This window comes from Tessaracoccus sp. (genome assembly GCF_016714275.1).
Classification (GTDB): Bacteria; Actinomycetota; Actinomycetes; order Propionibacteriales; family Propionibacteriaceae; genus Arachnia.
The window spans coordinates 12,057-37,928 of the sequence record NZ_JADJNP010000010.1 but is presented as its reverse complement, the minus strand read 5'-3'; the positions used below and the strand labels follow the sequence as shown (position 1 = coordinate 37,928).

At 63.3% G+C, this 25,872-nt stretch carries 19 protein-coding genes; 17 read left to right on the top strand and 2 right to left on the bottom strand.

Translation table 11 applies throughout. From position 1 onward, the window contains the following. The first annotated feature begins 13 nt into the window (after nt 1–13). The 4 genes from IPJ61_RS20405 (at nt 14) to IPJ61_RS20390 (ending at nt 16,613) form a co-directional block, all read left to right on the top strand. Nucleotides 14–3,634: a hypothetical protein gene (locus tag IPJ61_RS20405; protein ID WP_297112221.1), complete on the top strand. Its 3,621-nt coding sequence runs from the start codon at nt 14–16 to the stop codon at nt 3,632–3,634. Further along, entirely contained in the window at nt 3,634–4,698 is a 1,065-nt protein-coding gene (locus tag IPJ61_RS20400) for an adenine nucleotide alpha hydrolase family protein (RefSeq protein ID WP_297112219.1), read from the top strand. Before IPJ61_RS20405 ends, IPJ61_RS20400 begins: the two co-directional genes overlap by 1 nt. After that, on the top strand, nt 4,695–9,290 hold the full coding sequence (locus IPJ61_RS20395; RefSeq protein WP_297112217.1) for a UvrD-helicase domain-containing protein: 4,596 nt from the start codon (nt 4,695–4,697) through the stop codon (nt 9,288–9,290). Before IPJ61_RS20400 ends, IPJ61_RS20395 begins: the two co-directional genes overlap by 4 nt. 81 nt (nt 9,291–9,371) lie before the next feature. Further along, the gene (locus IPJ61_RS20390; RefSeq protein ID WP_297112215.1) at nt 9,372–16,613 is read left to right on the top strand and encodes an Eco57I restriction-modification methylase domain-containing protein; all 7,242 of its coding nucleotides are present in this window, start codon (nt 9,372–9,374) and stop codon (nt 16,611–16,613) included. 216 nt (nt 16,614–16,829) lie between these two features. Here the strand turns inward: IPJ61_RS20390 and IPJ61_RS20385 are convergent, their stop codons facing one another. Next, entirely contained in the window at nt 16,830–18,050 is a 1,221-nt protein-coding gene (locus IPJ61_RS20385) for an ATP-dependent DNA helicase (RefSeq protein WP_297112213.1), read from the bottom strand. Nucleotides 18,051–18,080: 30 nt separating this feature from the next. Between IPJ61_RS20385 and IPJ61_RS20380 the strand changes: the two genes are divergently transcribed. The 4 genes from IPJ61_RS20380 (at nt 18,081) to IPJ61_RS20365 (ending at nt 19,575) form a co-directional block, all read left to right on the top strand. Then, a complete protein-coding gene (locus IPJ61_RS20380) occupies nt 18,081–18,482 on the top strand; it encodes a hypothetical protein (protein ID WP_297112211.1) in 402 nt (133 codons plus the stop codon). After that, complete coding sequence (locus IPJ61_RS20375) at nt 18,482–18,622, top strand: SUMF1/EgtB/PvdO family nonheme iron enzyme (protein WP_297112210.1); 141 nt, start codon at nt 18,482–18,484, stop codon at nt 18,620–18,622. The genes IPJ61_RS20380 and IPJ61_RS20375 overlap by 1 nt, the downstream gene beginning before the upstream one ends. 279 nt (nt 18,623–18,901) lie before the next feature. Further along, nucleotides 18,902–19,210, top strand: coding sequence for a hypothetical protein (locus tag IPJ61_RS20370; RefSeq protein WP_297112208.1), 309 nt, complete (start codon nt 18,902–18,904; stop codon nt 19,208–19,210). Continuing rightward, entirely contained in the window at nt 19,204–19,575 is a 372-nt protein-coding gene (locus IPJ61_RS20365; RefSeq protein WP_297112206.1) for a DUF488 family protein, N3 subclade, read from the top strand. Before IPJ61_RS20370 ends, IPJ61_RS20365 begins: the two co-directional genes overlap by 7 nt. Nucleotides 19,576–19,699: 124 nt before the next feature. Here the strand turns inward: IPJ61_RS20365 and IPJ61_RS20360 are convergent, their stop codons facing one another. Next, entirely contained in the window at nt 19,700–19,987 is a 288-nt protein-coding gene (locus IPJ61_RS20360; RefSeq protein ID WP_297112204.1) for a hypothetical protein, read from the bottom strand. Between the two features lie 138 nt (nt 19,988–20,125). Between IPJ61_RS20360 and IPJ61_RS20355 the strand changes: the two genes are divergently transcribed. The 9 genes from IPJ61_RS20355 (at nt 20,126) to IPJ61_RS20320 (ending at nt 25,781) form a co-directional block, all read left to right on the top strand. Then, nucleotides 20,126–20,497 carry a hypothetical protein gene (locus IPJ61_RS20355; protein ID WP_297112202.1) on the top strand — a complete coding sequence of 124 codons (372 nt, stop codon included), beginning with the start codon at nt 20,126–20,128 and terminating at the stop codon, nt 20,495–20,497. Then, complete coding sequence (locus tag IPJ61_RS20350; protein WP_297112200.1) at nt 20,494–21,663, top strand: DEAD/DEAH box helicase; 1,170 nt, start codon at nt 20,494–20,496, stop codon at nt 21,661–21,663. The genes IPJ61_RS20355 and IPJ61_RS20350 overlap by 4 nt, the downstream gene beginning before the upstream one ends. Nucleotides 21,664–21,666: 3 nt before the next feature. Beyond that, on the top strand, nt 21,667–21,909 hold the full coding sequence (locus tag IPJ61_RS20345) for a hypothetical protein (RefSeq protein WP_297112198.1): 243 nt from the start codon (nt 21,667–21,669) through the stop codon (nt 21,907–21,909). 256 nt (nt 21,910–22,165) lie between these two features. Next, nucleotides 22,166–22,687, top strand: coding sequence for a hypothetical protein (locus IPJ61_RS20340; protein ID WP_297112196.1), 522 nt, complete (start codon nt 22,166–22,168; stop codon nt 22,685–22,687). Nucleotides 22,688–22,874: 187 nt separating this feature from the next. Then, nucleotides 22,875–23,219, top strand: a complete 345-nt coding sequence (locus IPJ61_RS20335; protein ID WP_297112194.1) for a hypothetical protein — start codon at nt 22,875–22,877, stop codon at nt 23,217–23,219. A 4-nt stretch (nt 23,220–23,223) separates the two neighbouring features. Continuing rightward, complete coding sequence (locus tag IPJ61_RS20330; RefSeq protein WP_297112192.1) at nt 23,224–23,760, top strand: hypothetical protein; 537 nt, start codon at nt 23,224–23,226, stop codon at nt 23,758–23,760. Then, nucleotides 23,708–23,977: a helix-turn-helix domain-containing protein gene (locus IPJ61_RS22455; RefSeq protein ID WP_366505995.1), complete on the top strand. Its 270-nt coding sequence runs from the start codon at nt 23,708–23,710 to the stop codon at nt 23,975–23,977. The genes IPJ61_RS20330 and IPJ61_RS22455 overlap by 53 nt, the downstream gene beginning before the upstream one ends. 121 nt (nt 23,978–24,098) lie before the next feature. Further along, nucleotides 24,099–24,449 (top strand): hypothetical protein, encoded by a 351-nt coding sequence (locus IPJ61_RS20325; protein WP_297112190.1) that lies wholly within the window; start codon nt 24,099–24,101, stop codon nt 24,447–24,449. A gap of 21 nt (nt 24,450–24,470) precedes the next feature. Next, nucleotides 24,471–25,781: a DUF932 domain-containing protein gene (locus IPJ61_RS20320; RefSeq protein WP_297112188.1), complete on the top strand. Its 1,311-nt coding sequence runs from the start codon at nt 24,471–24,473 to the stop codon at nt 25,779–25,781. The last annotated feature ends 91 nt before the right edge of the window (nt 25,782–25,872 follow it).

The following is a 25,872-nucleotide window of genomic DNA, read 5'->3' as shown; positions in this document are numbered from 1 at the left end:
CATCCTACGGGCCATGAAAGAGCAGACGCGCAACGCGATTGACCTTCTCTTGCGAGGCGCAACCCGCTTCGGAAGTGTGCTTCGCCAGCACTTCAAGGCGAAGACGGCCCCGGACTGCGAAACGGGGAGCGTGGTCGAAAAGGAGGTGAGCGTTCGCGGGCTCGCATCCCTGGAGAAGCGCGTCGAGCGGATCGCGTCGCAGCTTGCACGCATCGAGAAGAACTCAGAGCGCGGAGGCCGCGCGCTCACGAACGCGCTGGACGATTTCGAGCGGGAGTACAACGCCCTCTCGCGCGGCGCGAAACGGTACTGCCGACGGTCGGATGCGTGGATCGCTTCGCAGCGGAAGTTCACGGCGTTCGCGCTGGGGTATCTCAGGGGCCTCGCCAGCGCGCCGCAAGGGGCCAAGCGGGCGGCGGAAGCCCCGGTGAAGGCCGAGAGCCCGAAGCCCGAAGCCAAGCCGCAGACGGACCCGCAAAAGCCCGCCGCGAAGGCTCCAGAGGGGAGCCGCGAACTCCCCACCGCCGAAGACTGCCGCGACCGCGGCGTCGAAGCGTTCAAGGGGAAGTATGCCATCGTGCAGGCCATCGCGTGCTGCGTTCACGCTGCGGCGCGCGATCACGGCGTCAAGCAATCCGAGTTCCGCGTCACCCGCGCTCGCGGGTCGCACCTGTCGCTGACGGTTCGGATGGTCCGCACGGGTCGGTCGATGCGCTTCACGGGCACCACGACGACGAAGGGCTATCGCAGCGCGTGCAATAGCGTGTCTGCGTTCTTTTCGTCCCTTGCCAAAGCATCGAAGAAGGATGAAAAGCCCACGGTGAAGCCCAACTATCCCAAGACTCGCACCGTTCAAGTGGCCCTCGCATCGCATGGTCTGCGCGCTGAGAGCACCATGCCCGCGGATCTTCTCGCGCTGGAGTACAGCGCCTATGAGATGACCGCCGCGGATCAGGACCGGATCGCGGACGAACACCGCGCGATGGTCGAGCGGCTCTTGAAGAAGGGCGTCGAGATCGACCCGCGGGTGGCTGGTCACTACAACCTCTCGCACGTCGAGCACGCGCCCGTGGTGCCCGCCGAGCCAAAGCTCACCACGGAGCAACTCTCCGAGCTGACGAAGGACCAACAAGAGCTTCTCGCGCGCCTGGAGACGATGCCGCTGGACGATGCCGAGAGCGAATACCAGAAGATCGCGAAGGCCGCGCGCTTCACGGGCTCGGGCATCGACGCCGTGTTTCGCGGGAAACACCGCGTCGCCATCGTGGAGAACAAGCGCGAGATTCAGGAGATGAAGGGGCGCAACGAAGACCTCCCCGACGACAAGCGCCTCGCCTCGCTCAAGGGCACTGCCCACGAGGGCAAGGCGAACGCGGTGGACTACTGGATTGTGTTCAACAAGAGCGTGTCGAAGGCCGAGGCCGAGAAGACGCTCGGGGATTACCTTGACGTGCTCGATGCCGCGGGACACCAGGGCCGAAACGACATCGTTTCGCTCTGGACGAAGACCATGCGAGCGCTCGGGTACTCCGACTCGCTCATTCGCGCCAACCACCTGAAGGACGCTGCGAAGCGCGTCGTGTCGAAGCGCCGCGCCGAGGCCGCGAAGGAATCCACGACGGACGTGAAGTGGGTTCGCGTGGAGCTTGAGCAGAACGTGGTGCGGCTCAAGTTCGGTCGGAAGCCCGCCGCAGGGAGCGAGAAGGCGCTACAGGCCGCGGGCTACGGGCTCGTGAGCAAGGGTCACGAGAGCCCCTACTGGCGCGCGACGTGGAACCAGAAGGCGCGCGACGCCGCGTTGGCCGTGGGAGCGAACGCCGCAGACCTCCCCGAGATCGCCGCGTCCAAGCCTGCCGAGAAGCCCGCTCCGAAGGCCGAAGAGAAGCCGATGGAGGCTCCCGCGCCCGTCGCTGCGCCGCCCCAGGTCGAAGCCGCGCCCGCCCCGGAGGCATCGAAGCCCGACGCCAATCTGGAGACGATGGCGAAGATGGTGGCCGAGCTTCTGGTACGGCCAGAGGGCGCAACGACGGGGGAGATTTCTGCGGCTGGCGGCGGCACTCCCGCTGCGGTCTACAAGGCACTCGCTGGCCTCGGCGTCGCGACCATCACCGGCACACAGGTCAACCCCACGGGCGGTGGTCGCAACGTGGGGACTGACAACGTGTGGCAAGTGCGCGGCGTGGACGACAACGGCGTGAGCGGGCGCGGCGCGAAGCGCATCCGCATCGTGCTCGCGGCGCTCGGTCTGCCGCCCGCGGACGTGAAGGTCACGAACGAAGAGACGCCGACGCCCGCGCCGCGTCCCGCCACCATCCCGCCGCCCGCTCGCTTGGAGGTGCCAGAAGCACCGAAGGCACAACTCACCTACCGCGGCGTGAAGGTCAAGAAGATCGCTTTCGTCAAGATGGCGAAGACGAACATGCTGGTGACGTTCGATGAGAAGCTGTCGCCAGCGATGGAGCGACGCCTGAAGCGCGAGGGCAGTCTCGACGGCAATTCGTGGGCCGGGAGTTTCTACGGAGAACACTCCAATCCATTTTTCTGGCCTTACAACGCAACGACCCTTTCCATGCTTCTGTGGATCGCGTCGGAGCATGAGCTTCCGCCCATCGGAAACGATGAGTTTCGCGGTTCCGAGAAGCAGGCCAATCGGCGCATCGCATTCGACCAGAACGGCAATGGAGCCGCGGACTCGCTTCGGAAGCACTGGACCGAGATTCGCACCGAAACGGGCCGACTGATTGACGACATCAACCGCCTGAAGGGCGGTGTGTCCGAAAAGCGTCTTGAGACGATCAACGAAGACCTCCAAGACATTCGCACGGTCATGGCCGATCAGGGAATGTGGGCAACGCTGCACGCATACGGCGAGGCTTACGGTCTTCTGGTCGATGTGGAAGCGTGGGTGAAACAGGGAGCCAAGACCGGCAAGGGGCCAAAGACGGCGGTTGGTCAGGTTGAAGTGGGCAACGGCATCACGATCGTTTCAGACCGCAAAGCCAAGCCTCGTGACGCCGCCGACGATGATCGCATCTACCGTCTTTCGGACGGTCGCGAGGCATTGGTTTCTCCGTTCCGACCGGGAGGCACGGGAGATTTGAGGTACAGCGCCCTGATTGGCGAGCTGGAGGCGGTCGCGTCCACGCCGGAACACGCCATCCGCAAGGCCCTCAAGAACCCCACCGTGCGACATGGCGAGGAGCCCGCGCCAGAGGCCCCCGTCGCAGCGCCGTCTGTGCCTGCCCCGCAGCCCGCCGCGCCGGTCGAAACCGAAGAGGAGGCCGAGCGACGCGAAGCGGCTGAGATCATGCGCGCGCTCGGGCTCTCGCCCACAGCTCCCGCACCGGCTCCCGCGCCCGCCCTTCGCCCTGCAACCATCCCGCCGCCCGCTCGCACAGAGGTGCCAACCGCACCGCCCGTGAGCGTCCCTGCGTCCATTCCCGAGCCGCTGCCTGCGGAAGACCCTGCGCTGACCCGTGCGAAGGCTCTGGCCGACAAGGCCGCACGCATGATGGCTGAATTGAGGGGAAAGCAGCTTTCTCCCGCCGCACCCGCGCCGAAGCCCACCCCGACGCCGCAAGAGATCGCGGACGAGAGGATGCGGAAGCTCCTGGCAGACCTCGGAGAGTCGTGATGGGGACCGACCCAAAGGCCGAGATTGTTGAAGCCGTATTCAAGGGCATTCAATCGGCCTTTGACGCAAGAACGACACCGATTGCCGTTGTAGAGCATGAGGCAATCGACCTTTCAATCTACGATCACATCATCGTTGCGTTCTCAGGAGGCAAGGATTCTCTTGCTTGCCTTCTCAGGCTTCTGGACCTCGGCGTCAAGAAAGAGAAGATCGAGCTTTGGCATCACGACGTTGACGGACAAGAGGGATCGACCCTCATGGATTGGCCCTGCACGCGCGACTATTGCCGAGCGGTGGCCGAAGCGTTTGGCGTCAAACTTTACTACTCGTGGAAAGTTGGGGGATTCGAGCGGGAGATGAACCGCAAGGAGACACCAACAGCTCCGATCAAATTCGAGACGCCCGACGGAACATTTGAGACAGGCGGCAAAGGTCCGAAGGGCGACCGAAACGGGCTCTTTCCACAAGTCAGCCCCGACCTCTCAGTGCGTTGGTGTTCCGCCTATCTCAAGATCGACGTGGGCGCAGCCGCACTCCGAAACCAAAGACGCTTCGACCGGAAAAAGACGCTGTTTGTCACAGGCGAGCGAGCGCAGGAATCCGCCGCACGCTCCAAATACCTCACCTTTGAGGCTCACCGCGCAGACCTTCGCGACGGGCGCGTCCCGCGGTACGTCGATCAGTGGCGTGCAGTTCATGCCTGGAGCGAACGCGAGGTGTGGGCAATCATTGAACGGTACAGGCTCAACCCGCATCCCGCATACCGTCTCGGATGGGGCCGTGTCTCATGCGCTGCGTGCATCTTCGGATCATCCGATCAATGGGCGAGTCTCCGTGCTGTGAATCCGTCGCAGTTCAACGCGGTGGTTGCCGCGGAAGCCAAAAGCGGTAAGACAATCAAGCGAAAGCTGTCTGTGGTCGAAACGGCAGACAGGGGAAAACCGTTCAGCATGAACCCGGCAGATATTCGAGCCGTGCTCAGTCACAAATTCGATGAGCCCATCATCGTTGACCGCTGGATGCTCCCCGCTGGAGCGTTTGGCGACTCGTGCGGACCCACATGAACATCATCGGAAGCCTTACGGTTGGCGGCATTCTGGTTGAAGCCATCTCGACGGATGAGGGCGTGAGCTTTCGCGTTGGCGGCATGGATAACCCATCCGAGCCGTGCAACTCCAAGAAATGCGTCAAAGAGACAATCGCTTCCGTGTCTCGGGCCATTCGCGAGCGCGAGCGCGAGCTTGCCAAGCCGCAACCGGAGGTTGTTTCGTATGCGTCCGTGGTTGAAGATCCGGCGTCAAGACCAGAGGAAATCACTGCGCTTGCGGTCACAATGAAGGAATCGAGAATGAGCAACGCTGAAGCCTGGAACGAGCCGCCGCGCGTAGACCTCGCAGGCCCTCTCCGCATCGAATCCGGCATCATCGGCACCGTCTTTACGATGGTGCTCTCCTACGTCGGCACGGGAGAGGTGCTCGGGCGGTACGAGGCGCAGACCGACGAGGATGTGGAGGCCATCTTTACGGTCATTCAAGAGATCGTGAAGGAGGGATCGGAGAGCCCCGCGCTGTCTCCCGTCGTCGCTCCTGCACCTGTCCCGCCGCGTTCGCCCTACGCCGATCCCGAGGCGTCGATCCAAGAGCGGGCCGAGTGGGTCAAATCGGGTGGACACCTTGCCTGGACGTGGAACGAGCCGGAACGCCAGTGGTACGAGATTGGAACGCACGGGGGGAAGGGCGTAGACGCCTACGCTGCGCCCGCGTCGAACGTCGTAGACGGCACGACAGGCGTTCGCTCTTACCGCCTGTTCAACGGGAGCGAATCGGCCCGCGATTGGCTGCGCGGTGTGTGGGGCTACATGGGGACGTTGCCGTCGCAGAAGCCAGCGTCTGCAATTTCGGCAATCTCGTGGATTCCGCCGCGCACGCTCACCGCAGCCGAGCGCCTGAACCTCCAAATGTCGGGACTCGCAGAGGCTTCGCTGCAAGCGCCAGGAACCGAGGAAGGGCTTGCGACGGGATGGATCGGTCGCAGCAACCCGAAGATTCTGGAGATGATCCAGCGCATTGACGCAGAGCCCCGCGTCGCAGCGCCGCCGCCATCACCATCGCCCGCGACAGTGCGGGGGGCGTTTGTTGTGGTCGAGGAACGACCGCAAAAGAAACCGAGCAGACCGACGACAAACGAAGCCCTGCACGGCTTTGACCTCCCCCGCAAATCAGCAACCCTTTCCAAGCGCAGCCCCGCCGAAGGCGTGATCGAGTTCGAGGTGCGCGTGCGCGTCGATGAGCGCGATCCTGTGTCGTCGCAAGACGGCGAAAGGCTCGTGAACGATGCGCTGGACAGGGGAGACGAAACTCTCCGCGTGACGAAAGGTGTTTACTTCAACAACGACATTCGCAGGGCGACGTGCGAAACGTCACTGTTCACCGGAGATTGTATCTGGACCGGGACTCTCCGCGGAAAGATGGATGAGAACCATCTGGCCGATTCCAATGCAGTGAACTACCGGCACTTTCTCGACGCAACGACCGAAGCCGAAGCGGCGATGTTTGAGAGCTTGGAATCCAAGCAGATTGACGTGGTGCAAAGCTGGATCGTTCAAATGCAAACGCCGTGGGGGAAGGAACTCCACGCGATGATCCAAGCAAAGAAAGAGGCCGACGAGGCAAGGGTCAAGGCTGAGAAGGCTGCAAAGAAAAACGCGCCGCCCGCGTCACCGCTGCCGCCGTTGCCCGTGCCCACGTCCGAGGCCACCGTTGACCAGGCTCTGTACGCGCGCATCGAAGCTGCGATGGTCGCGCAAGGCTTGCCCCCGCAGGGAAAGGCGCTCGCTTTCGCGATTCAGACGGGCAAGTACAGTTCCATTCTCGACACACGAAACAAGACCTCGCGCAAGGTGTTCACCGCGATTACGGGCGTGAAGCTCCCGCCGACGATCAAAGGCACGCAGGCGCTTTTCGTCGGGAAGCCGTTTCCCGTTCTGTCCGACGGGAGCAAGCCCGCCAGCAAGCCAGAAGCAAAGCCCGTTGCCCTGCCGCCAGCGCCCGACGCAAGCAACCCCTACAGCAACACGCGCCGCTACGGCGCACGCAGGCCCGCCGCATATGGGGCCATCCCCGCGGGCTCCATGAAGACCGAGGCGGACGACAGCGGACGGTTCCGTGACCTCGTGACGTACCCCCAGCCGCTCCCGCTGAAAGAGTTGGCGAAGTACGAACTCTCGCCCATCTTCGACACGCCCGCCGATGCCGTGGATTCGCTCGTGAGCGCGTACAAGATCGCGAAGCCTGAATGGGATCTACCCGCGATGTTCGCGCGCAAGGCCGCGCTGGTCGAGCGCAGAGGATTTGCGGACGATCCAGACTCCGAGGTTGCGGCACGGATTTTCGAGGAGGTGATTCAAGAGGCCGCGGAGACGATTCAGCCTGCACTCAGCATCCACAAGCCGCTCGGACAGTACAAGCCGTGGGATCTGGTGTCAGCCGTGCGTGCGCGCCGATGGAGTGAGCCCGTTGCAGCGCCCGCGGCAACCGAAGACGGCTACGAAGACCTCCCGCCAATGTCGCTCAACGTCGGCGCGCTCCAGCCGCTCCACGCGCCGAACATCGCAAGCTCGCTCCTGAGCGGTGTAGACGTGGAGGCTGAGATCGCCGCCATTCCCGACCCGCCAGAGAAGACCGAGGCACAGGCCCCTGTCGGCGCGATCCTCATGCCCGCCGCGACCGCAGCGCAGTCGGCGGACCCTGCCGTTGCGAGCGCGGCGCGCAAGTGGAGCCCCTACCAGAGCGCCATTTTCGATGAGGTTCGTACCGGCCAGGGTCATGTCGTGATCGAAGCCGTCGCCGGAAGCGGCAAGACGACGACGATTCTTGAAGCCATCAAACAGATCAACACCGACAAAAAGGTGCTGATGGTGGCGTTCAACAAAACCATCCAGAAGGAACTCCAGGCGCGGCTTCCGAGGGACCGATCCAACATCGCCGTGAGCACCCTCGCGGCGCACGGATACTCCATCCTGCGTCGGTACTGGAAGGCGCGGTATATCAGCACGAAGGGCCGCGGAGAAAAGCTCCTGAGCAACGCCAGAGACGAAGAGGTGTTCGCGTTCGCGGTGCGAGAGTACATCGGCAATGACGCCAACGCCGATCAGGTCAGGGCCGACGTGAAAGACCTGATGGGGCTATGCGAATCGTTCCTCGCGATGGACGACAACGCGATCCGCAGCGTACAGGAGGATTACGAGCTTTTGCTCGGGTCCGATGGAGCCGCAGCGTCGTGGTACTTCGACGGATGGAACAAGGGAGCCAAGCGCCGATTCACTCACGCTGACATTCTGCGGTGGGTCAAGGCTGGACTCACGCATCGGATGGATGAGCCGCCCGCGAATTCCAACTACGCAAAGCGCATGGTGTCCGACAGGGACACCGGCCTTTACAACGAGATGACCGAAGACGGAAAACTCGGCTTCGTCTCGTTCCGAGATATGTCGTTCGTTGTCTCTGCAACGAAAAGCATGGTGCCCGAAACCCTCTATGACGTGATCTTCGTGGATGAGACGCAAGACATGGACGTGGCGCAAATCGAGCTGGTGTTTCGCTCGCTCGCGCCGCAAGGCCGCATCGTCGTGGTGGGCGACCGGAATCAGAGCATCTATCGCTTCCGCGGAGCTGACAGCGAAGTGATCCCGCGGCTTATCAAGGAACTCTCTGCGACCGTACTCCCGCTCTCGGTGTCCTACCGCGTTCCTGGATGCGCCGCAGAAGAAGCGCGCAAACTGGTGCCCGAGTTCTCGGTGCCCGAGACGACGCCCGACGGCAAGCCGTGGCCGATGGGGTGGTGCGGCGCGGTCAAGGCGAAAGAGATGGTCAAGGATTGGTCCGTCGGAGATATTGTCATCACGCGAATCAACAAACCCCTTGTGCCGATGGGGATGCTCGCGCTCGGTTCTGGTATCTCGCCGTGGATTCTTGGGGAAGGGAACGCCATCGCCAATCAGATCAAGTTCATCATGTACAAGATCCGGCGAAAGAGCATTGGTGACAGTTCGCTCCAAGCCTTCATCGACGGTGCAGAGAAGTGGCTGAAAGAGGAGCAGGGCGAGGTTCGCAAAGAGGTTCTGTCGCGCATCGCTCGGTGGGAAGCCAACGAGAAGAAGGCTGGACGCCCCGGAAAGTGGCGCACTGACAAGGAATTGACCGTTCAAGAGGACGGCGATTACATCGAGAAGCAACTGATTTTCAACGCATTCTGGAACGAGTCGAAGACGGGATTGGCGCAGAAGCCCACCGTCAAGACCGCCGACGACATCGAGGAGATTCTCAAGAGCATCGCGCCGTCCGAGAAGGCGGTCGAAGCCATGACGCCCGAAGAGTACAAGCAAATGCTCTCGGAGCGTCTGGTGCTCACGAGCGTTCACCGGATCAAGGGCGGCGAGGCCAACAGGGTTTTCTTGCTCGCGGATACCTTCAAGTACGGACGCAACGGATGGCAGAAGCGCATCCCGCCGAACGAGAAAGATCAAAAAGAAGAGATGAATCTCTGGTACGTCGCCGTCACCAGGGCGAAAAACGAGCTCGACAAGCCGGGGCGACTCTCCTATGTTGAGGGTGTCGATCAACTCTTGGGCCGCGGGTGGGACAAGGGTAGCGGGTGAGCGGGACCGTTCCGCGCCCCACATGACCGAGAGACAGAGAAGTGTCTTTTCTGCTTCCCGGTCTGTGGTAGGTTCTCGCCCATGCGGAAAGAACTCCGATTTGGACGTGTTCTTGTGGCTCTTTCGACCGAGGGCAGCGAGTTCACGGTTACGATCACGTCAGCGTCCAGCGGGGCCGTTCTCAGCCGCGCGGTGATCGAAGACGAGGCACAACTCGCGGACGTGACGGGCAAGCTCTTGGCGCTCAAAGCGCAGAACAAGGCCGCGCCGCCGCCTCCCGTCGAAGCACCTACGCCCCCCACCGAAGCTCCCGCGCCGCCGCCTCCTGCCGCAGAACAGGCCGCAGTTGCGCCTCGCACTCGCACTCCGCGCGCCCCGAGGTCCGCACTGTCCGCGCCCGAGGTGGTACGGTCGGCATCCGCGGAAGCTCTCGCGCAAACTGCATCGCTCTGTGAGCAGGCCGAAACCATGCTGGCGCGCGTCGAGAAACTCAACCGCGGCAAGCCCGACCTGTGGACCGAGGCGCAGCGCACCGACGCGAACCTGTGCGCAATGTGGACGCTTCATTGCGTCGAGGCACGCGGCGACGCTCCGACCGACGAAGAACAGACGAAGATTGGTCGCTATTCCGGCTGGGGCGGGCTCTCCCACGAGAAGAACTTGGATCGAATGCCGTCCGACGTGCGGCCTGAGATCGAAGGGCTTTTGGACGAATACTACACGCCGTCGAACGTCGCCGCGGACGTGGTGCGGGTGATCCGAGAGAAGTGGGAGGCGTCGCTCCCGCAGCACGACGGCACGCTGCAAGCTCTGGAGCCGTCCGCAGGCATCGGTCGCTTCATCCGTGCCGCGCAGGACGCTGGGCTCCCGGCGCGCTGGACGGCCATCGAATTCAGCAACGTCTCGGCTCGGATGCTTCAAGCGTCCATGCCGACCGTCGAGGTGAATCACAGCAGTTTCGAGAAGTGGGCACAGGGCGGTTTCGGCGGGCTGTGGGGCAAGATCGGGCTGATTCTCTCGAATCCTCCCTACCCCGAATCGCGCGGGGATCGTGCCGCACAGGATTTCGCGAGCGAGTACAGCGAACCGGCGGCGTTCATCTACTTCATCCGTCGAGCTCTGGATGCGCTCGCGCCGAAGGGTATCGGCGTGATGGTGGTCCCGTCAGGGTTCCTCTCGGGCGTGAGCTACAGCGACACTCGCGCAAAGGTGCTCCAGCGCCATCACCTTCTCGCGGCGTTCCGCACGCCCGACGGGATCTTTCCCGGCGCGAAGCTCAACATCGACGTTCTCTTTTTTGAGGCGCGCGGCGGCACGCTCGCCGTGCCGAACAAGAGCGACGCGGATGTGATTGCGGGGCGCTACTTCGAGACGCACCGGGGCCACATTCTCGGCACTGAGAAGGGCACCTATGGAGAGGGCGCAAGGTGGGATTACAAGGTGCTTGGCACCTTCAACGGCTTTCCCGCGTTCGATCCGCGCCCACTCCAGACCGAGAGCGAACTCCAGCCGTTCAAGACGAAGATCAACTACAAGCCCACGGTCAAGCAAGCCGCCATCAGCGGCGACCCCTACGGACTCGACCGCGCGACGACGGTGGGCGCTCGCGTGCGGTCCTACTTCTCGCTCCTCGCGGACGGCACGACGCCCAGGCACGTCGAGATGTGGCCCGAGCTTCACGCGGACCTGTTGCAGTGGAAGAAAGAGCACGGCAACCCGCGCGAATCGACCATGCTCCGCGACCACGCCCCCGAGAACAACAACGTCGCGATGTTCCTGTCTGCGTGGGATCGCGCGGGTGAACTCGTCGCCCAGGTCGCGACGCAACCTCAGTGGATGAGCCCGATTCAGGGCAACGCCGACGATATGGCGGCGGTCGCCAACGCCCTCTGGCGGGGGCAGACGATCACCCTGGAGGACGTGGGGCGGGCCGTGGCAAACGCTCGCAACGTGACCCTGGAAGACGCCATGCCGAGCGTCTACGAAGGGCTCCCCGGTCTGTACGCGGCGGGCTGGCGTCTGGACGGCGAACGCTTCAACGTGCTGGTTCCGTCGAGTCAGTTTCTCGAAGGGGAGATGTGGCCTCGGTACGACAACGCAGGCAACGCGCTTGTGTCGTCGGACATTCTGCGAGGCGGGAAGATTTACGGGTCACTGCCCAAGGGCGAGGTCGAGCAGCAGCGGAAAGAGATCATCGCTGCGCTCAAACTCCCGTCGTGGGAGGACATCAACCAGCCATTCCCTGACACCGAAGACCCGCGCCGTCGCTACACGCCCGTTGACCGCTGGGTGCCCTTCGACATCATCAAGAAGTGGATTCACGAAAAGCTGTCGATGAGCGCTGACAGAGCAGGCAAGCGAGGGCGCGGTATTGTCAGAGGCTCCAGCGATTTCAAGCCCGACACCCTCTCTCTCAGCTTCGGCGCAATCGCTGTGAAAGGTGTGGATTTCAGCGCGGAAAAACTCTCCGTCTACGATGTGGACAAGGTTGTCGGAAGCTCCAACGACCATGCTGTGCGAAAGTTTATTGGTTGGTACAACCACATGAACCGCCTGTTCATCGTGCGCGCCGAGAAGGAATCCCCCCAAGACAAGACGACCGCCGCCGACGTGGAGAAGGCGCGCGAGGAAGTGATCCGCGATTGGATTCGTGGGTTCTATGCCTGGATCGAGACGCCCGCGAACGAAGAGAACCGCGAGCGGATTCTGAACGCCTACCATCGCGTCCAATTCGGGTATCTGGACCCGAAGATCACCGCGGAGCCTCTCAACATCAAGCGGTGGACCGGCTATGTGAAGATGCACCCATGGCAGAACGCGGGCGCGCGTCGCGTGCTGCGCAATCGCACGGGCCTCGTGGCGTTCGATGTGGGCGTCGGCAAGACCTTCACCGGCATTGGCATCATCGCCAAGGCGCGCGAGGAGGGCTGGGTGCGGCATCCGGTGCTTCTGGTTCCGAACAGCATCGTGTGGAAGTGGTATCGCGACGTGGTGGAGAAGTGTCTCGGGCGCGTCATCAACGGCGTGCTTGTGCCCGAGTACAAGGTCTGTGTCATCGGGTCCAAAGAGGTGAAGCGCACCGTCAAGGTGAAGGAGGCAAAGACCGTCGGAGAGGGCCGCAACAAGCACGTTGAAATCGTGGAGGTTGAGCGCGAACAGAGCGTTTACGAGCCCGACACCCCCGCAGACCGCGGGGAGAAGTGGAGCCAATTCCAGCGCGGCGAATACGATCTCGCGATCGTTACCTACAGCGTTCTCGGGATGACAGAGATGGACCCCGAGATGGTGGTCGAGTTCGTGAAGGATCTTCACTCCGTTCGCCAGAGCATCGCCCTCGGGAAAGAGCGCGAGTTGCCCGACGAGGACGAGGACGACGTAACCGATGAGGACGAGGACGACGAGGACGACGAGGACGACGGCGAGGACGGCGAGGACGACGGCGAGGACGGCGAAGCCAAGAAGAAAAAGGAGGGATCTGAACGCAACAAGGCCAAGCGCATCGTTGACGTGAAGCAGTTTGTTGCAGACAAGCTCAAGCAACGCTCCGTCGATGGCGTTCCCGTGCCCTACGACATCGGCCCGCGCTGGGATGACATCGGCGTGGATATGATCGTCGTAGACGAGGCGCAGAATTTCAAGAACCTGTTTGCGACAGAGCGCAAATGGAAGTACATGAGCAGTCCGCCGAAGGGCTCCAAGAGGGCCTGGAACCTGTTTTTTCGCTGCGCCTCGGTGCGTAAGAAGCAGGGCGGCGGCGGCGTGGTGCTCCTCTCCGCAACGCCCGCGAAGAACTCCCCCCTGGAGTTCTATTCTATCCTCTCCTATCTCGACCCGAAGATTTGGGAGAACATCGGCATCAACAATCAAGAGCAGTTCGTGGATCGCTTCATCGAGGGCGTGGAGATCACTGCCATCAGCGGCGACGGAAAGCCGAAGAAGGCCATTGGTGCGGTCGCGTTCAAGAACCTCGATGAGATTCGTCGCGTGCTCAATCGGTGGGGTGAGTTCAAGACTCCGCTGGACATTGCGCGGGAGTATCCCGGCGCAGGCATCCGACTGCCGGAACCGACGACGCGCTACATCGACGACGTGGGCAACAGCTACTCCACGAGGTTCCGTCCGAACGTGAATTTCTGTTACGACGGGGAGATGGCGAACCTGTGGTTCAACCACAAGGGAGAGCCCGTTCACATCGTGGACGTAGGCCTCGCGCCGAGCGAGCATCAGAGGATCAAGGACAGGCTCTACCGCACGCTGTATGTGGAGTTCCAGAAGGCGGGCGCAACCGACCCGAAGATGAGAGGCAAGGCGCTTGCGCTCGTGACGCGCCGCGCGATGATCGCCGTTCACCCATGCTTGGACGAGTGCGCGGAAGCGCACACTGAGGTGAAGAACGGCAACCTGATCGTCGTGAACACGAAGACCGGCAAGCGGCTCACGACCCCCGACGGGAGCGTCGTGAGCGCGGTGCAGTTCCTTTCGGAACCGCGAGCCTACGGAAGCAAATGGTCGATCAAATCTGCGAAGGAGGTTGGGTCGTTTCAATCTCCGAAGTTCGACGCTTGCGCCAAACGCATCGCCGCCAGCCTTTCATGCGGTCAAGTGGTGCTCTGTCCGAAGGGGCGAGAAGACGAGACGATGGAGATTCTCCAGCGTTTCGGTACGCCCGCGAACGTGATGATCGCAGTCAAGCACGAGGACCACGCACAAGACGTGTTCCGCCTCGTCTCGGGCCGAATGCGCAAGCCCGGAGAGATTCAGGTGGTGGTCTGTTCCGAAGAGGTGATGCTCAAGGCCAGGGCTGAAAACCTCGGATGCCAGCGGTACACCATGCCTTTCGGCGGCGAGAACGTGGACGGTCAGAAGGAGGTCGCCCGCGCAGTTTTCGGCACGCGAACGTGCGGACACGTCATCTTTCTGGAGTCCATCGCGGGCCATGTATGGCTCGAAAAGACGCTTGTTCACTACGGTGTCGATCCAACGCGCATCGCGGTTCTCAACGGAAAGACCGCGCCGTCGCCGGGGAAGCGGCTCGCCATCGCAGACGCCTTCAACGGCGATGCAGAGAAGATGGTGGACCCGCTCTATGACGTGGTGATCGCGAACTCTGTGGCTTACGAGGGAATCGACCTTCAGCAGCGGACGTGTGCGATTCACCACGTTGACCTCCCGTGGGAGCCCGCCACGCTCCATCAGCGGAACGGGCGCGGTGTGCGTCAGGGCAACAAGATGGGCTCTATCGAGATTGCCTACTACTTCGGGCGATGCTCGGGCGATGCTCTCCGGTTCAACATGATCGGGGGCAAGCGCGGATGGATGGTTTCCCTTCTCCAGAGCCAGGACCTCAAGACCAACAACCCCGCTGCGGGTCAAGGTATTGAAGGCGTGATCGGCATGGTGTCGTGCAGTCGCGAAGAGGCCGAGGAGGCGCTTTCGGAGGCATGTGTCAGTCAGGTGATTGACGAGCGCAAGCAGACCAAGAGCAGGGTCAAGCTCCTCCTGGGTCGCGCGAGCTACGCTTGCGCCCGTTCGCGGTATGCCTCCGCGCAGGGGTTCAAGGGGGAGTCGATTCAGGTTTTCCGCGACGACGCAAAGGCGTCTGTCGATGAAATCTACGCGAAGGTGTCCGAGCGGTCGTATCCGTTTCTCTCGCGTGTCGCTCAGGTCAACGATTACCTCTTTCCGCCGACGAGCGAACTCACCATCGAGCCGAAGCGCAAGCTGACGAAGAAGGAAGAGGAGGAGGAGAAGAAGCGAAACAGGTGGAAGCAGACTCAGAAGGAGGAGACTCCGCAGCATCTACCGTTCTACGTCCGCGCCGACGGGAGCGAGTACACGCACGACGACGACAGGGCCGTCAGTGCGGGAGGCAAGGTCAAACCCGCGGGCGGCGACGAAGGCGAGGACAAGTACGACGCGCCAGAACCCGCCGAGAAGAAGGCACCGACGAGTATTCGCGTGTATCCCATCGCCTTCATTCTCCCGCCCGTGTGGGAGTCGTGCAGGATGAAGCTGATCCAACGGAACAGCTACGGAAGCCTCGCGGTGAGTTTCTCTCACTATGGCTCCGTCGTGGCTCATGCGAAGGCGGTCACGGGTATTTCGGTGAGTCCCAGCGGGGCCACGGCGGCGCAGGTGTGGGCCACCAAAGACGTGATCGGACACCGCAAGCCCGGTAGCGCAGAGTGGAAGCTGCGCGATTTTGGCGAGGTTGCCGAAGAACTCCACGCCGCGACCCGAAGCTATGTGAAGTCGAAGCACGCGGAATACGATTTCAACAATCCTCCACCGTTCGCGCGACGTGCCTACTGTCTTCCGCTGGACATCTACGACGTGTCGGATTGGCCCGACGACGATCACGAGACGGTCATGCGGGCGGTTGAGGTCAAGCTCAAGCACAACACGGCGCTTGAACTCAAGAGCAAGGCCGATCCAGAACGCTACGATTCAGAGTCGCGCATTTGGGAAGAACTCGCGTGGTACGCTGCGGATGAGACGTGGCTCGCGCGCTATTGGGGTATCTACGCGCCCCGCATTCTCATGGATCTTTCCATTCCCGGCTCGGAGTACCAGAGCGCCGGCTGGATCGCGGGCCGCTGGCAAGTCGGCGGAGACAAGCCGAGGCAGGGGCTCTACAACATCGGGAACAAGAACCTCCCCGGCATCGCCGCGGATGGGTCTTTCTCCCTGGTTCCGCGAGAATCCATCACGAAAGAGAACGTCCACGAGAAACTGGCCCTTGTGCCGATGCCGACCTACGCGAACCTCCTGCGCTTCCGAGAGGCTCTCTCCGCACTCAACCCGAAGCGCAGCGCGAACACCTACGGCACCTTCAACGCCATCGCAATCGCGTGGTGGGGTGAGAGCCTGGGCGAGAGCGTGATCGGCAAGAAGTTCAGCGACGTGACGGACATCGTAGACGCCGTGATGGTCTGGATTCGCGCAGGGAAGCCCACCGACCAGAAGATCCGCACTCTCGGCGTGGTCGAGGCCATCCGCCAATCGCTCGAATGGATCGACAAGGAACGCGGGCTCGCTCTGAGCGGAATCGTTTTCAGCGAAGACCCTGCGGTCAACGGCAATTCCGGCAACCTGTGGGATGCGCTTGTGGCTGCGATCCCCGCCGAGAAGATGGACGACGTGCGATCTGAGCTTATTTGGGACGTGCGGAAGCGTGCGGACCTGTACGCCTGGAACGATCCCGAGACGCGCAAGAAGGAAAACGAATTGCAGGAGAAGCCGTCCGAACTCGTCAGGGGAAAGACGCCCTCAGAAGACGAGGGCGACGAAGACGGCGAAGAGGACGAGGGCTACGAAAGCTGAGTACCAGCGTCGATTTCTTGAAACGATTGGCCTCCTGCGGCGGTGTTGAGGTGCGAGCCTCAACAATCCAAGCCGCGGGAGAAGCCATGAGCCAGAATTTTCCAGAGTTCCAGACCGTTCGTATTTCGTCCATCGCTGCCCAACGCCTTCGGGCGCTGATGGTGTGGACGAAGCCCGAACGGCTGGTGTTTCTCGTGCCCGTACAGCCCTGGATTCTCAGGGGGAATTGACCCGCAGAAGATCCGCCAGGGCGCTCTGGCGTACCGGCGCAGGCGCAGAGAACGCCCGCCGGTACGCGCGCTCGGTCCCGATCACCACGCACACCCGCCGCGCCCTGGTGACGGCAGTGTAGAGCCATTGGCGCGTGAGCAGGGGCGAGGCCCGCCCGTCGAGGCACACCACGACGGCGGGATACTCGCTCCCTTGTGCGCGGTGGACCGTGAGGCACCACGCCCGCACAAGTTCCCGCCGCACCACGCCCGCGGGATACGCCACGATCCGCCCGTCGTACTCCACCTGTGCGCCGCGTTCGTCTCGCAGAAGACAGCGCCCCACGTCTCCGTTGAACACCCCGAGTTCGTAATTGTTCTTCGTGTGGAGCACCTTATCGCCAGCGCCGAGGTACGGCCCCGCGTGCGGGTTGAAGTGACGGGCCAGCGCAGCGTTGAGTTCGTCGGAGAGAAGCACCGTGCCCGAGAGCACCTGAATCTCCGCGTCGGTCGCGAGCCCGTACTTGCCGGGAATCGACCGCTGTACCACCGAGAGCGCCCGCGCCATCACGTCGAGGTCTGTGGGCACGGGTACGAAGAGAAACGCCTCAGATGGCCCCTTCACGTCGCGCGGGCGGTTGCCTGCGAGGATCGCGTGCGCAGCCGTCACGACGGGGGAGCCCTCGCCCTGTCGGTGGATGGTGGCGAGGCGCGCGGTGGGCACCACGCCCGAGCGCAAGAGGTCTGCGAAGGGAGCGCCAGGGCCGACGGGCGGAAGCTGGTTCACGTCGCCAACAAAGGTGACGTGTGCGCCCTCGGAAGCGGCTTCGAGGAGGTCCGCGCAGAGCAGAGCATCGACCATGCTTGCCTCGTCGCAAACGATTTGTCGCTGCGACCAGGGCGTCACGGCATCGTAGCGGACCTTCCGCAGCCGCGGTTCCCAGCCGAGCGCGCGGTGGATGGTGCTCGCGGGCCTGTGCGTCTTCTCGCTGATGCGCGCCGCAGCCTTGCCAGTGGGCGCGAGCAAGAGCACGCCGCGCTCTCGGGCCGTGGAATGCTCGCAGAGCGCCGCGAGGGCCGTGGTTTTGCCGCTTCCCGCGCCGCCAGTGATGCACGCGACGCGCGAAGAAAGGGCGAGGTCTACGCCCGCCCGCTGCTCATCTGTGAGCCCCTCATAGGAAAACGTCTTTTCTGTCTCAGAGGCGTGATCGTTTGCGTCTTGCGTCATGCGGTTGGCTCCAGTATACCGTAGCCAAACGTGACGCTCGAAACAATCATGCTGTGGATGGCGCTGTGCATCGGGAACGTGCAGGCGTATGACCGAAAACTCTACGCCGACGCAATTCTTCGCGCGACGCCCGATGTGCAGGAGCGTCGATTGCTGACGGTAACGGCTTGGGTGGGAAACTGGTTCCACCTTCATTCCGCCGCGCATCGAACGCCCTACTTCGACGTGACCGAGTTCCACGCGACGCACCCCGAGGTTGAGATCACGCTGGACCGCGGCGCGGGCCTCGCGCTTCGGTTCCTGCGGCTGCACCACGACGTTCGATGCCGCGGGGCGGGGTGGGCCACCGCGCTCGGGCGATACCACACGGGCGCGTGCGAGATTGACCGTCTCGCCGTGCGCCAAATGGAGATGATGCGGAGGATGCCGTAATGTTCTACGTCTACCGTGGTGGCGGCTGGTACAACATCGACCGCTCCAGGGCGCGCGCGGGCGTTCGCCACGGGAACTCTCCGTCCTATCGCGACAACGGACTGGGTTTTCGCTGCGCGCGGGTGGAGGTGGGACCGTGATCGCACGCGTCTGCCGCGGCGTGGGTTGGTTCATCAGCGACCCGTCGTGGGTGCGCGCGGCCTATCGCAGCAGGAGCGCCGTGTCCTATCGGTACTGCAGCCTTGGGTTTCGTTGCGCGCGGGTGGAGGTGGGGCCGTGATCCATACAGAGTTTCAGCGTGGAGGATCGTGGGTGCAGTCCGCCACGTTGCTTGTCGGGTCTGCCGCGAGAACGGAGTACCTCTTGAGTCGAAACTCGTGGGCTGGGTCCGTAAGGCTGATTCGCGTGGAGGTTGGACCGTGAAACTGACGATCATCCCGGTATCGCCCATCGCCCGAGAGAAGACGATGGCGTTTGTGAACCCCGGAGGGCTGCGCGAGGTCGAGGTTGACCGCTACCCGCTGTCGCCCCGAGCCGAAGCGGTACTTCACTTTCGCATCGTTCTTGACGTTGGGATGCGAGAGCTTGCAACGGCACTGGAGATGGAACCGAGAGAACTCTCCGCGCTGGAGAATGGACGCGCAACGCTGTCCGACGGCGAATGGTGTGAGGTGTTCGTTGTCCTATCCCGGTTCGCGTTGAAGATGGAAGATGATCCGCGATGGTAAAGGTCCACACGTCGCGCATGACCTTCGGCGGTCCCGATGCGCTGGACGTGACGCGCTCGGGCAACCATCCGACGGGTGTGCTGTTCGCGCCGTCGTGGGCGCTCGTACAGCCCTACCTCAACGCTCGCCATGCGGGACTCGAAACGCTCGCGCTGTGGCGCAAGTACGAGGCCGACTATCGAGCCGAGATGGAGCACGCCCGCAAGGTCTACCCGTCACGCTGGAGTGATCTTCTCTCGCGCGAGTCGGTCACGCTTCTGTGCTTCTGCGCCAACGCGCAGAGGTGTCACCGCACCGTGCTTGCCGCGATGCTCGGAGAGTTTGGGGCCTCCGTCATGGGCGAGCGTCAACTGTCGATGTTCTGAGGGGACATGGAACTCTTGGGAATGCGAAACGTCATCATGGGGCTTCTGCGATGATTCCAGCACCGAAAGGCTTTCTCGGCAGCGGTCAACCGACGGGACTCCCGCCGAAGCCCGACCTGAACCGCTACACGGAACCGAGCCGGTACAGAATCGAGAAGATCACGCCAACGCGCGAGCCGCAGGCGTTGCCCGTTGAGAAGCCGACACCAGAGCCTCCAGCCGCGCCGGAAGCAATCAAAAGGCGGATTCGCAGGGCGATGAAAGCATCGCCAGTTTCCGCCAAGAACACACCGCAGCGCAACGGCACGACAAGGGGATGCGTTCTGGAAGTATTATACGAGCAGAAAGACGCAATCTCAACAGAAGATGTAGCGCTAGAGTGCTGGAAGCGATGGCCGGAAAAATTCGGCATGACAAAAACTCCGCAGCATCCGTGTACGAATTCCGTGTACGCGAAGCTGGCATCGCTCACAACGGACGGTCTTGTCCACAGGCCGGTTGCTGGAATGGTTAGAATAACACTTGAGGGAGCCAGCGCATATACTAGGGGATGGTTCTAGCAACCATGAAACTACTAATCGGCACAGGCGCAAAGCCGCCCAACCTCGAAAAGCTACGTCGCGAACTCGACGCAGCCGACCGCTTGCTCGTGGACGCGAGCGCGGTGGGCTTCGCGCTCTACGGTCAAAATGCTGTCTCTCGCAAACTGCCATGCACCGTGTTTGACTCGGATCGCACGCGCCAGGAGTACAGGGACGGGTTTTGTTTTGTTGTGGCTGAGACGTGGACGGGAGACACCATGCTCCACGCGCTCACGAACGCGGCCAGGGCGACGAGCGAAAAGGGTCATACTGTCACGATTGCCCACACAGGCGATGCAGTGTTCGCGCTTGAAGGCGTGCGGACCGTGAGTGTGGAGTGAGGCTCAAACCCACAAAGGCGCAGGCGAGCGCGATTGAGCGAGTGCGTGAGGCGTTGCCGGGGAGCGTGACGTTGGTTGCGCCGACGGGTAGTGGCAAAAGCTCGGTGCTCGGGCCTGAGATCGCGCGTGGCTACCTTGAGCGCGGGGCGCGCGTACTGTGGCTCACGCCGGGACCGTCTACCGCCATCGCCGCATTCGAGAGCCTGTATCGCGCGGGCTTCAACGACCTTCGTTTGATCGCCAGCGGGTTTGAGCAGTGCTCGCCCAGCGCAACGTGCGTAATTGCCTCGCTCTGGACGCTTCACGCTGCGCGCAAGCGCCGCGCGCTCTACTGGTCCGCGTTCGATCTTGACCCGCTCGATTCGCTCGCGCCGGATGTGGTGCTGTGGGACGAAGCTCACAAACTCACCGGCCCGATTGCGCGCGGGGTGAGAGATCGCTTTCCCGATGCCTCACACGTCAACCTGACGGCGACGCCGTGGCGCGGCTCGCAGCCCATGCCGCGAGAGGTGCTCGGGCGCTCTGTGCTGGCCGATGATCCCGAGGCCCTCACGGCGGCGGGGCTGATTGCGCCCGCTCGGGTCATCTGCCCGCCGCCCGATACCCTCGCGCGCACCGTGAACGCCCACGCTGGCCGCAGACGCGGGTTCGTGTTCTGCGCCACGCAGGCCAGGGCGCAGGATGCCGCCGCAGAACTCACCGCCGCAGGATGGTCAGCCGAGGTGATGCTCGGGGGCATGGCACCCCTGAAAAGGAGAAGCGTTTTTTCTGATTTGAACACGGGACGCATAGATTTCGTTGTCGGAGTAGGGTGCTTTGTCGAGGCCATCGACCTTGCAAAAATCTCTGTGGCCGTGTTGGATTACGCCCCTACGTCGCGCGTGAAATGGTTTCAACTTCTCGGTCGCATCAGGCGGATGCGTCGCGCGCCTGGACCCGCGAAGCTCGCTCTGGTGATCGACCCCTACCGAGCGGTTGTGCGACATGGGCTTCCAAACGACGTGATGGAGTCGCGGACGAACGGAATCACAATCTGCGAAAAGTGTCTTTCTGCTAAACGTGGCGCGTGTGCTTTTCATCACTTGCACAAAAACGAGCCGCTACTAGAATCTTTCTCGACGGCAGCAGTCACGGCGATGGACACCGCGACAACACAAACGGAGTGAACAATGTTTCTCATTCGAGTCGGACAGCAGAAGACGGGGAGTTACTCGTTCTCGCGCGCCAAGCGCGTTGGCAAGAACATCAGTCAGAGCAACGGGACCGTGAAGAACGCGGTCGAGGGCCAGAGCATGACCGACGACGAGGCCATCGCCGCCGCGCTCGCGCAGTTCCAGGAGCTGAAGGGAACGACCGCGGAGAAGGTCGAAATCGAGTCGTCAGAAATGACGATCGTGGCTCGGTTCATCTGATCCGGTCGGCGTCGTGTTTCAGTGCTCGACGCCGGAAGCCTGCGCCACCGAACGCCGTTGCGGGCGTACCGCAAGCTGCATGGGGTGTGACGCTCTCCGCGCAGCCAGAAAAGACCGAGCGATGAAGCTCAAGGGTCTAGCGTCGGAAACCCGTCTTGAGAATGTCGAGGCTCAAGGCGTGGTGATTCTAACTCTGGTGATGGATCGTTTCCTCGATGTGGTTTTCAAGGTTCAAGGTTCAACAGGAGATTTCGCAATGGCATGGTCCACAAGCGGCGACGCCGACAAGCCCTTCATCTCGGAGACGAACGGCGATTTCATGATCGGTGAGTGCCTCGGCGTCGAGACGAGCGACAGCGGGAGCAAGTACCTCCGCGTCGAGGTGAAGCACACCGACGAGAAGGGCAACCCCAAGACCACGATCTTCAAGGTCTACGAGGGCAACAGCGGGCGCAGGGGAGCGGCGGGTGCCTATGCCGAGCGCAAGAGCCTCGCGGCGAAGAAGGGACGCGGAGCGACCGCGCACAAGTTCATCTTCTACCGGCTGGAGCCCTCGCTTGACGACGCGGGAGAGCCGAAGCTCCGCGACGACGGCAAGCCCTGGTCGAACCCGCGGTGGGATTTCACCGACTCGCCCGAGGATGTGAAGGCGATGGTTTCCGAGAAGGGCAAGGCGCTGGAGTTCCACCCGAAGCCCCAGGAGCGCCGCGCGCAGAAGCCCGCCGCCGCGCAGGCCCCGGTGAACAACCAGCCCGCCGACGATGATGTGCCGTTCTGATCTTTCGCATCGCCAGCGCAATCTGACGACGTGATACGTCCCGAAGAGACGGGGAGCCACCTACGCGAACGGTGGCGCTGACTCTCAAGCGAAGTGGCAACGCGGCGGGATCGTAAACCGCAGAACCCTGTTCGATTCAGGGGAGAGTCTCCAGCTCGGACAATCCGACCTGAGAAGGAACAAGCCCATGTCACAACGACGACCGCGCCCCACCGACGAAGAGATTGAGGAAGCGCTCGCCGCGCTCGATCCGATTTCGCTCATGGTTTACACCATGATGCGGACGAACGGGCCGAACTACTGTCTGTCGATGGCCGGTGGGCTTCTCAAGGCGTGCGCCGAAGCGGCCCCGCCGCCGCCCGATGCGGTGGGCTCTGAGGAGGAGCATCGCCGCATCGCGCGGCACTACCTCCTACTGAACAACGCCGCCGGAGCGGCGCTTCAAGCGCTCCAGCAGGCCACCGCCAGGGCGAACGAAGACACCGCCGCCGCCCCCAACCCGGCGAGTCGCATCAAGCTCGTCACGAGCTGACGCTGTGGACCTCCCGCTCGCGGCTCTGGAGCGGTTCGTCGCGTCGTGCTCGCTCGACGCCGACGCGATGGCCGCGAAAGATCCGTACCTCCTCTACTACCTCTACGCGGAAGAAGAGACGCCCATCACGCCCGAGGCTTACGACGCCTTCGCGCGGGAGCGATGGAGCGTCGAGAAGGGCGACCCGCGGCGCGTGCGCTTCGTCGCATGGGCGATGGTGGACCGCGCGCGTCGAGCGGCGGGACACTCCAGCGTGCCGTGGGCTGCGGTGCGCGACACCTGTGTTGGGGCGTGTGGCGTCCAGCCTGCGGAGGTGCAAGCCGCGGTGCGCGACGCCATCGTGGCAAGAGCGCTCGATGGCTGGCGCGACGCGGAGGGACGGGCCTACGTCGGACTGCGAGCCCTGGTGGAGGCGGAACGCGCCATCGCTCGCAGTCTGCGGGAGCGCCTCGGGCTCTCGCCGCCCGCGCAGCATGTGTTAGGTTGCGATGATGGCGAAGACAAAGACGGCTCCGGCGCGGCGGATTCAAGTACAGATTGAGGGTGGCCCCTGCACGCTCGCGCGAGCACGCACGGTAGCGGAGAAGGCCGCGCTTGGGGCTGCGTTGGAGACAGCCGACGGGAACCGCGAGCTTGCGGCAAAAATCCTCGAAATCAGCGAGTCGCGCCTGTACGAAATGCTCAAGGCTCACACGGACCTCGCGAATCGCTACCCAGGCTCCCCGCGTGGGCAGGCGACGCGAAAAAGCGCCGCGTAAAACACCGCAAAAATAGGGCTTTCGACAGAAAAGACGGGAAAGCGTCTTTCTTCCGTTGACGCTCCAGCAAACCGGAGCCATAGTTCTCCTCGTCGGACAGCAAACGACGACGAAAGGAACCATGAGCACCGACCACGACACCATCGACCCGTCCGAGTGCGACCGCCGCAGTGATGCGTGCCGCGACGCAATCGAGGACGACGCAGCCATCGACGCCGGAACGCGCGTTGCCGGTGCGCTCGAAGCCTGCGCCGTGATCCTCACGGGACAGGCCGAGAGCATCGAAGCAGCGGCGACCGTCGCTCGCGCCGCCGGGCTCTTGGATGTGGCCTCGCGCCTTCGGGCGTTGGCCTCGGAGCTCTCTACGCTCACTGAAGACCGCAGCGCGGGAGCGCCGCGGTTCACCGTCGCGAAGACCGCCGACGCGCTCAACAGCGCGTGCGGGCTCAACCTCTGCAACCTCAACGTCTGAACAAGGGAAAAGGATCAAACCATGAACGCTCCGAGCACCGCCACTGTTTCGCAGGCCGACCACGGCATCGTTTTCACGCTCGCCGCCTTCGGCGCGGCGACGCGCGAGGGCGTCAAGGGCACCGTCCATGCGGGCTCCTACGTCCACGCAATCACCCGCGGAGACGACACGTTCGTCAAGGCCGAGGGCGGGCTGATCGCGAAGATCCCCACCATCCGCGCCCCGGAGTTCCTGCGGCTCGCTCTGCCGACCGAAACGGCCATCGTGCGCCTCGTGCAGAGCGCCCCGGAGCCCGTGCGTGTGACGGCGGTGCAGGGCGTTGTGCGCTCCATGCCCACCGCCCCGCCCGTCTCGCGCGTTGTCTCGCGGCCCGCCACGTCGCTCAACTTTTCGCGGCGCGACTCCATCGCCACCGACGAGGCCGCAATGCGCCGCCTCCGCAGCGGCGCGGACGTGGCGAAGGCGGCGGGCCTCGGGTGGACCGTTTCGACGCAGCCCATCGCCAGCACGCACGGCGCGACGGGGATCGCGCTCGACATGTCGGGTTACGCCGCCGTCACCCGCGACGACACGCGACAGGTGTTTGGCGTCGTGGGGAGCGGCTGGAAGCCGGTGCAGAACGACACCATGCTCGCCTCGCTCGACCCGCTGGTGGACCTCGGGGCCGAGTGGGTGGGCGCGGGGTCGTTCCGGGGCGGGGCAACGGTGTGGGGTCAGATTGACCTCGGAATCGAGCGCGAGGTGGTTGAGGGCGACGTGGTGCGCCCCTACGTCTTAGTGCGCAACGCCCACGACGGAACCGGGGCGTGCATCGGGACGCACACTGCGGTTCGCGTGGTGTGTTGGAACACGCTCACGCACGCCACGCAGACCGGGATGGCGCTCTGGAACGTGCGGCACACCGGGGGCGTCGAGGTGAACATTTCGAGGGTGCAGGAGATTCTGCGCCAGCTCCGCGCGCAGGCCGACGCGAACCTCCGCGACTTCGCCGCGCTCACGAGGGCGACCGTCTCTCGCGCCCAGGTCGAGACGGTGACGAAGCTCCTCCTGCCAGATCCCACCGACCGCGAGATGGCGCGGGCGCTCAGGAACGCCGAGACGGCGCGCGAGACGGTGGTGAGCCTCTTCGACGGCGCGGGGCGCGGCTCGGACATGAAGGGCGTTCGCGGGACCGCCTGGGGGCTCTGGAATGCAACCACGGAGTACGCGGATTGGACGATGGCCCAGAGGGCTCGCAACGACGAGAACCGCACCGAGTCGCGCCTCGCGGGCGACGCCGCACGCTTCAAGGCGCAGGCGTACACGGTGATCCGCGAAACCGTTGGGGTCTGAACGCTCCTGTGTGATTCCAGTGCGCGGCCCGCGGCAATCGCTGCGGCTCGCGCCCTGGTGGGGTCACAGGAACGTGACGGATCTACGGAGG

What these genes read in the sequence shown, in the direction of transcription:
- IPJ61_RS20405 (WP_297112221.1), top strand. Translation starts at nt 14, where the DNA reads ATGAAAGAGCAGACGCGCAACGCGATTGACCTTCTCTTGCGAGGCGCA.
- IPJ61_RS20400 (WP_297112219.1), top strand. Translation starts at nt 3,634, where the DNA reads ATGGGGACCGACCCAAAGGCCGAGATTGTTGAAGCCGTATTCAAGGGC.
- IPJ61_RS20395 (WP_297112217.1), top strand. Translation starts at nt 4,695, where the DNA reads ATGAACATCATCGGAAGCCTTACGGTTGGCGGCATTCTGGTTGAAGCC.
- IPJ61_RS20320 (WP_297112188.1), top strand. Translation starts at nt 24,471, where the DNA reads ATGAACGCTCCGAGCACCGCCACTGTTTCGCAGGCCGACCACGGCATC.
- IPJ61_RS20360 (WP_297112204.1), bottom strand. Translation starts at nt 19,987, where the DNA reads ATGCCGAATTTTTCCGGCCATCGCTTCCAGCACTCTAGCGCTACATCT.
- IPJ61_RS20325 (WP_297112190.1), top strand. Translation starts at nt 24,099, where the DNA reads ATGAGCACCGACCACGACACCATCGACCCGTCCGAGTGCGACCGCCGC.
- IPJ61_RS20385 (WP_297112213.1), bottom strand. Translation starts at nt 18,050, where the DNA reads ATGACGCAAGACGCAAACGATCACGCCTCTGAGACAGAAAAGACGTTT.
- IPJ61_RS20345 (WP_297112198.1), top strand. Translation starts at nt 21,667, where the DNA reads ATGTTTCTCATTCGAGTCGGACAGCAGAAGACGGGGAGTTACTCGTTC.
- IPJ61_RS22455 (WP_366505995.1), top strand. Translation starts at nt 23,708, where the DNA reads ATGATGGCGAAGACAAAGACGGCTCCGGCGCGGCGGATTCAAGTACAG.
- IPJ61_RS20355 (WP_297112202.1), top strand. Translation starts at nt 20,126, where the DNA reads ATGGTTCTAGCAACCATGAAACTACTAATCGGCACAGGCGCAAAGCCG.
- IPJ61_RS20335 (WP_297112194.1), top strand. Translation starts at nt 22,875, where the DNA reads ATGTCACAACGACGACCGCGCCCCACCGACGAAGAGATTGAGGAAGCG.
- IPJ61_RS20340 (WP_297112196.1), top strand. Translation starts at nt 22,166, where the DNA reads ATGGCATGGTCCACAAGCGGCGACGCCGACAAGCCCTTCATCTCGGAG.
- IPJ61_RS20365 (WP_297112206.1), top strand. Translation starts at nt 19,204, where the DNA reads ATGGTAAAGGTCCACACGTCGCGCATGACCTTCGGCGGTCCCGATGCG.
- IPJ61_RS20375 (WP_297112210.1), top strand. Translation starts at nt 18,482, where the DNA reads ATGTTCTACGTCTACCGTGGTGGCGGCTGGTACAACATCGACCGCTCC.
- IPJ61_RS20390 (WP_297112215.1), top strand. Translation starts at nt 9,372, where the DNA reads ATGCGGAAAGAACTCCGATTTGGACGTGTTCTTGTGGCTCTTTCGACC.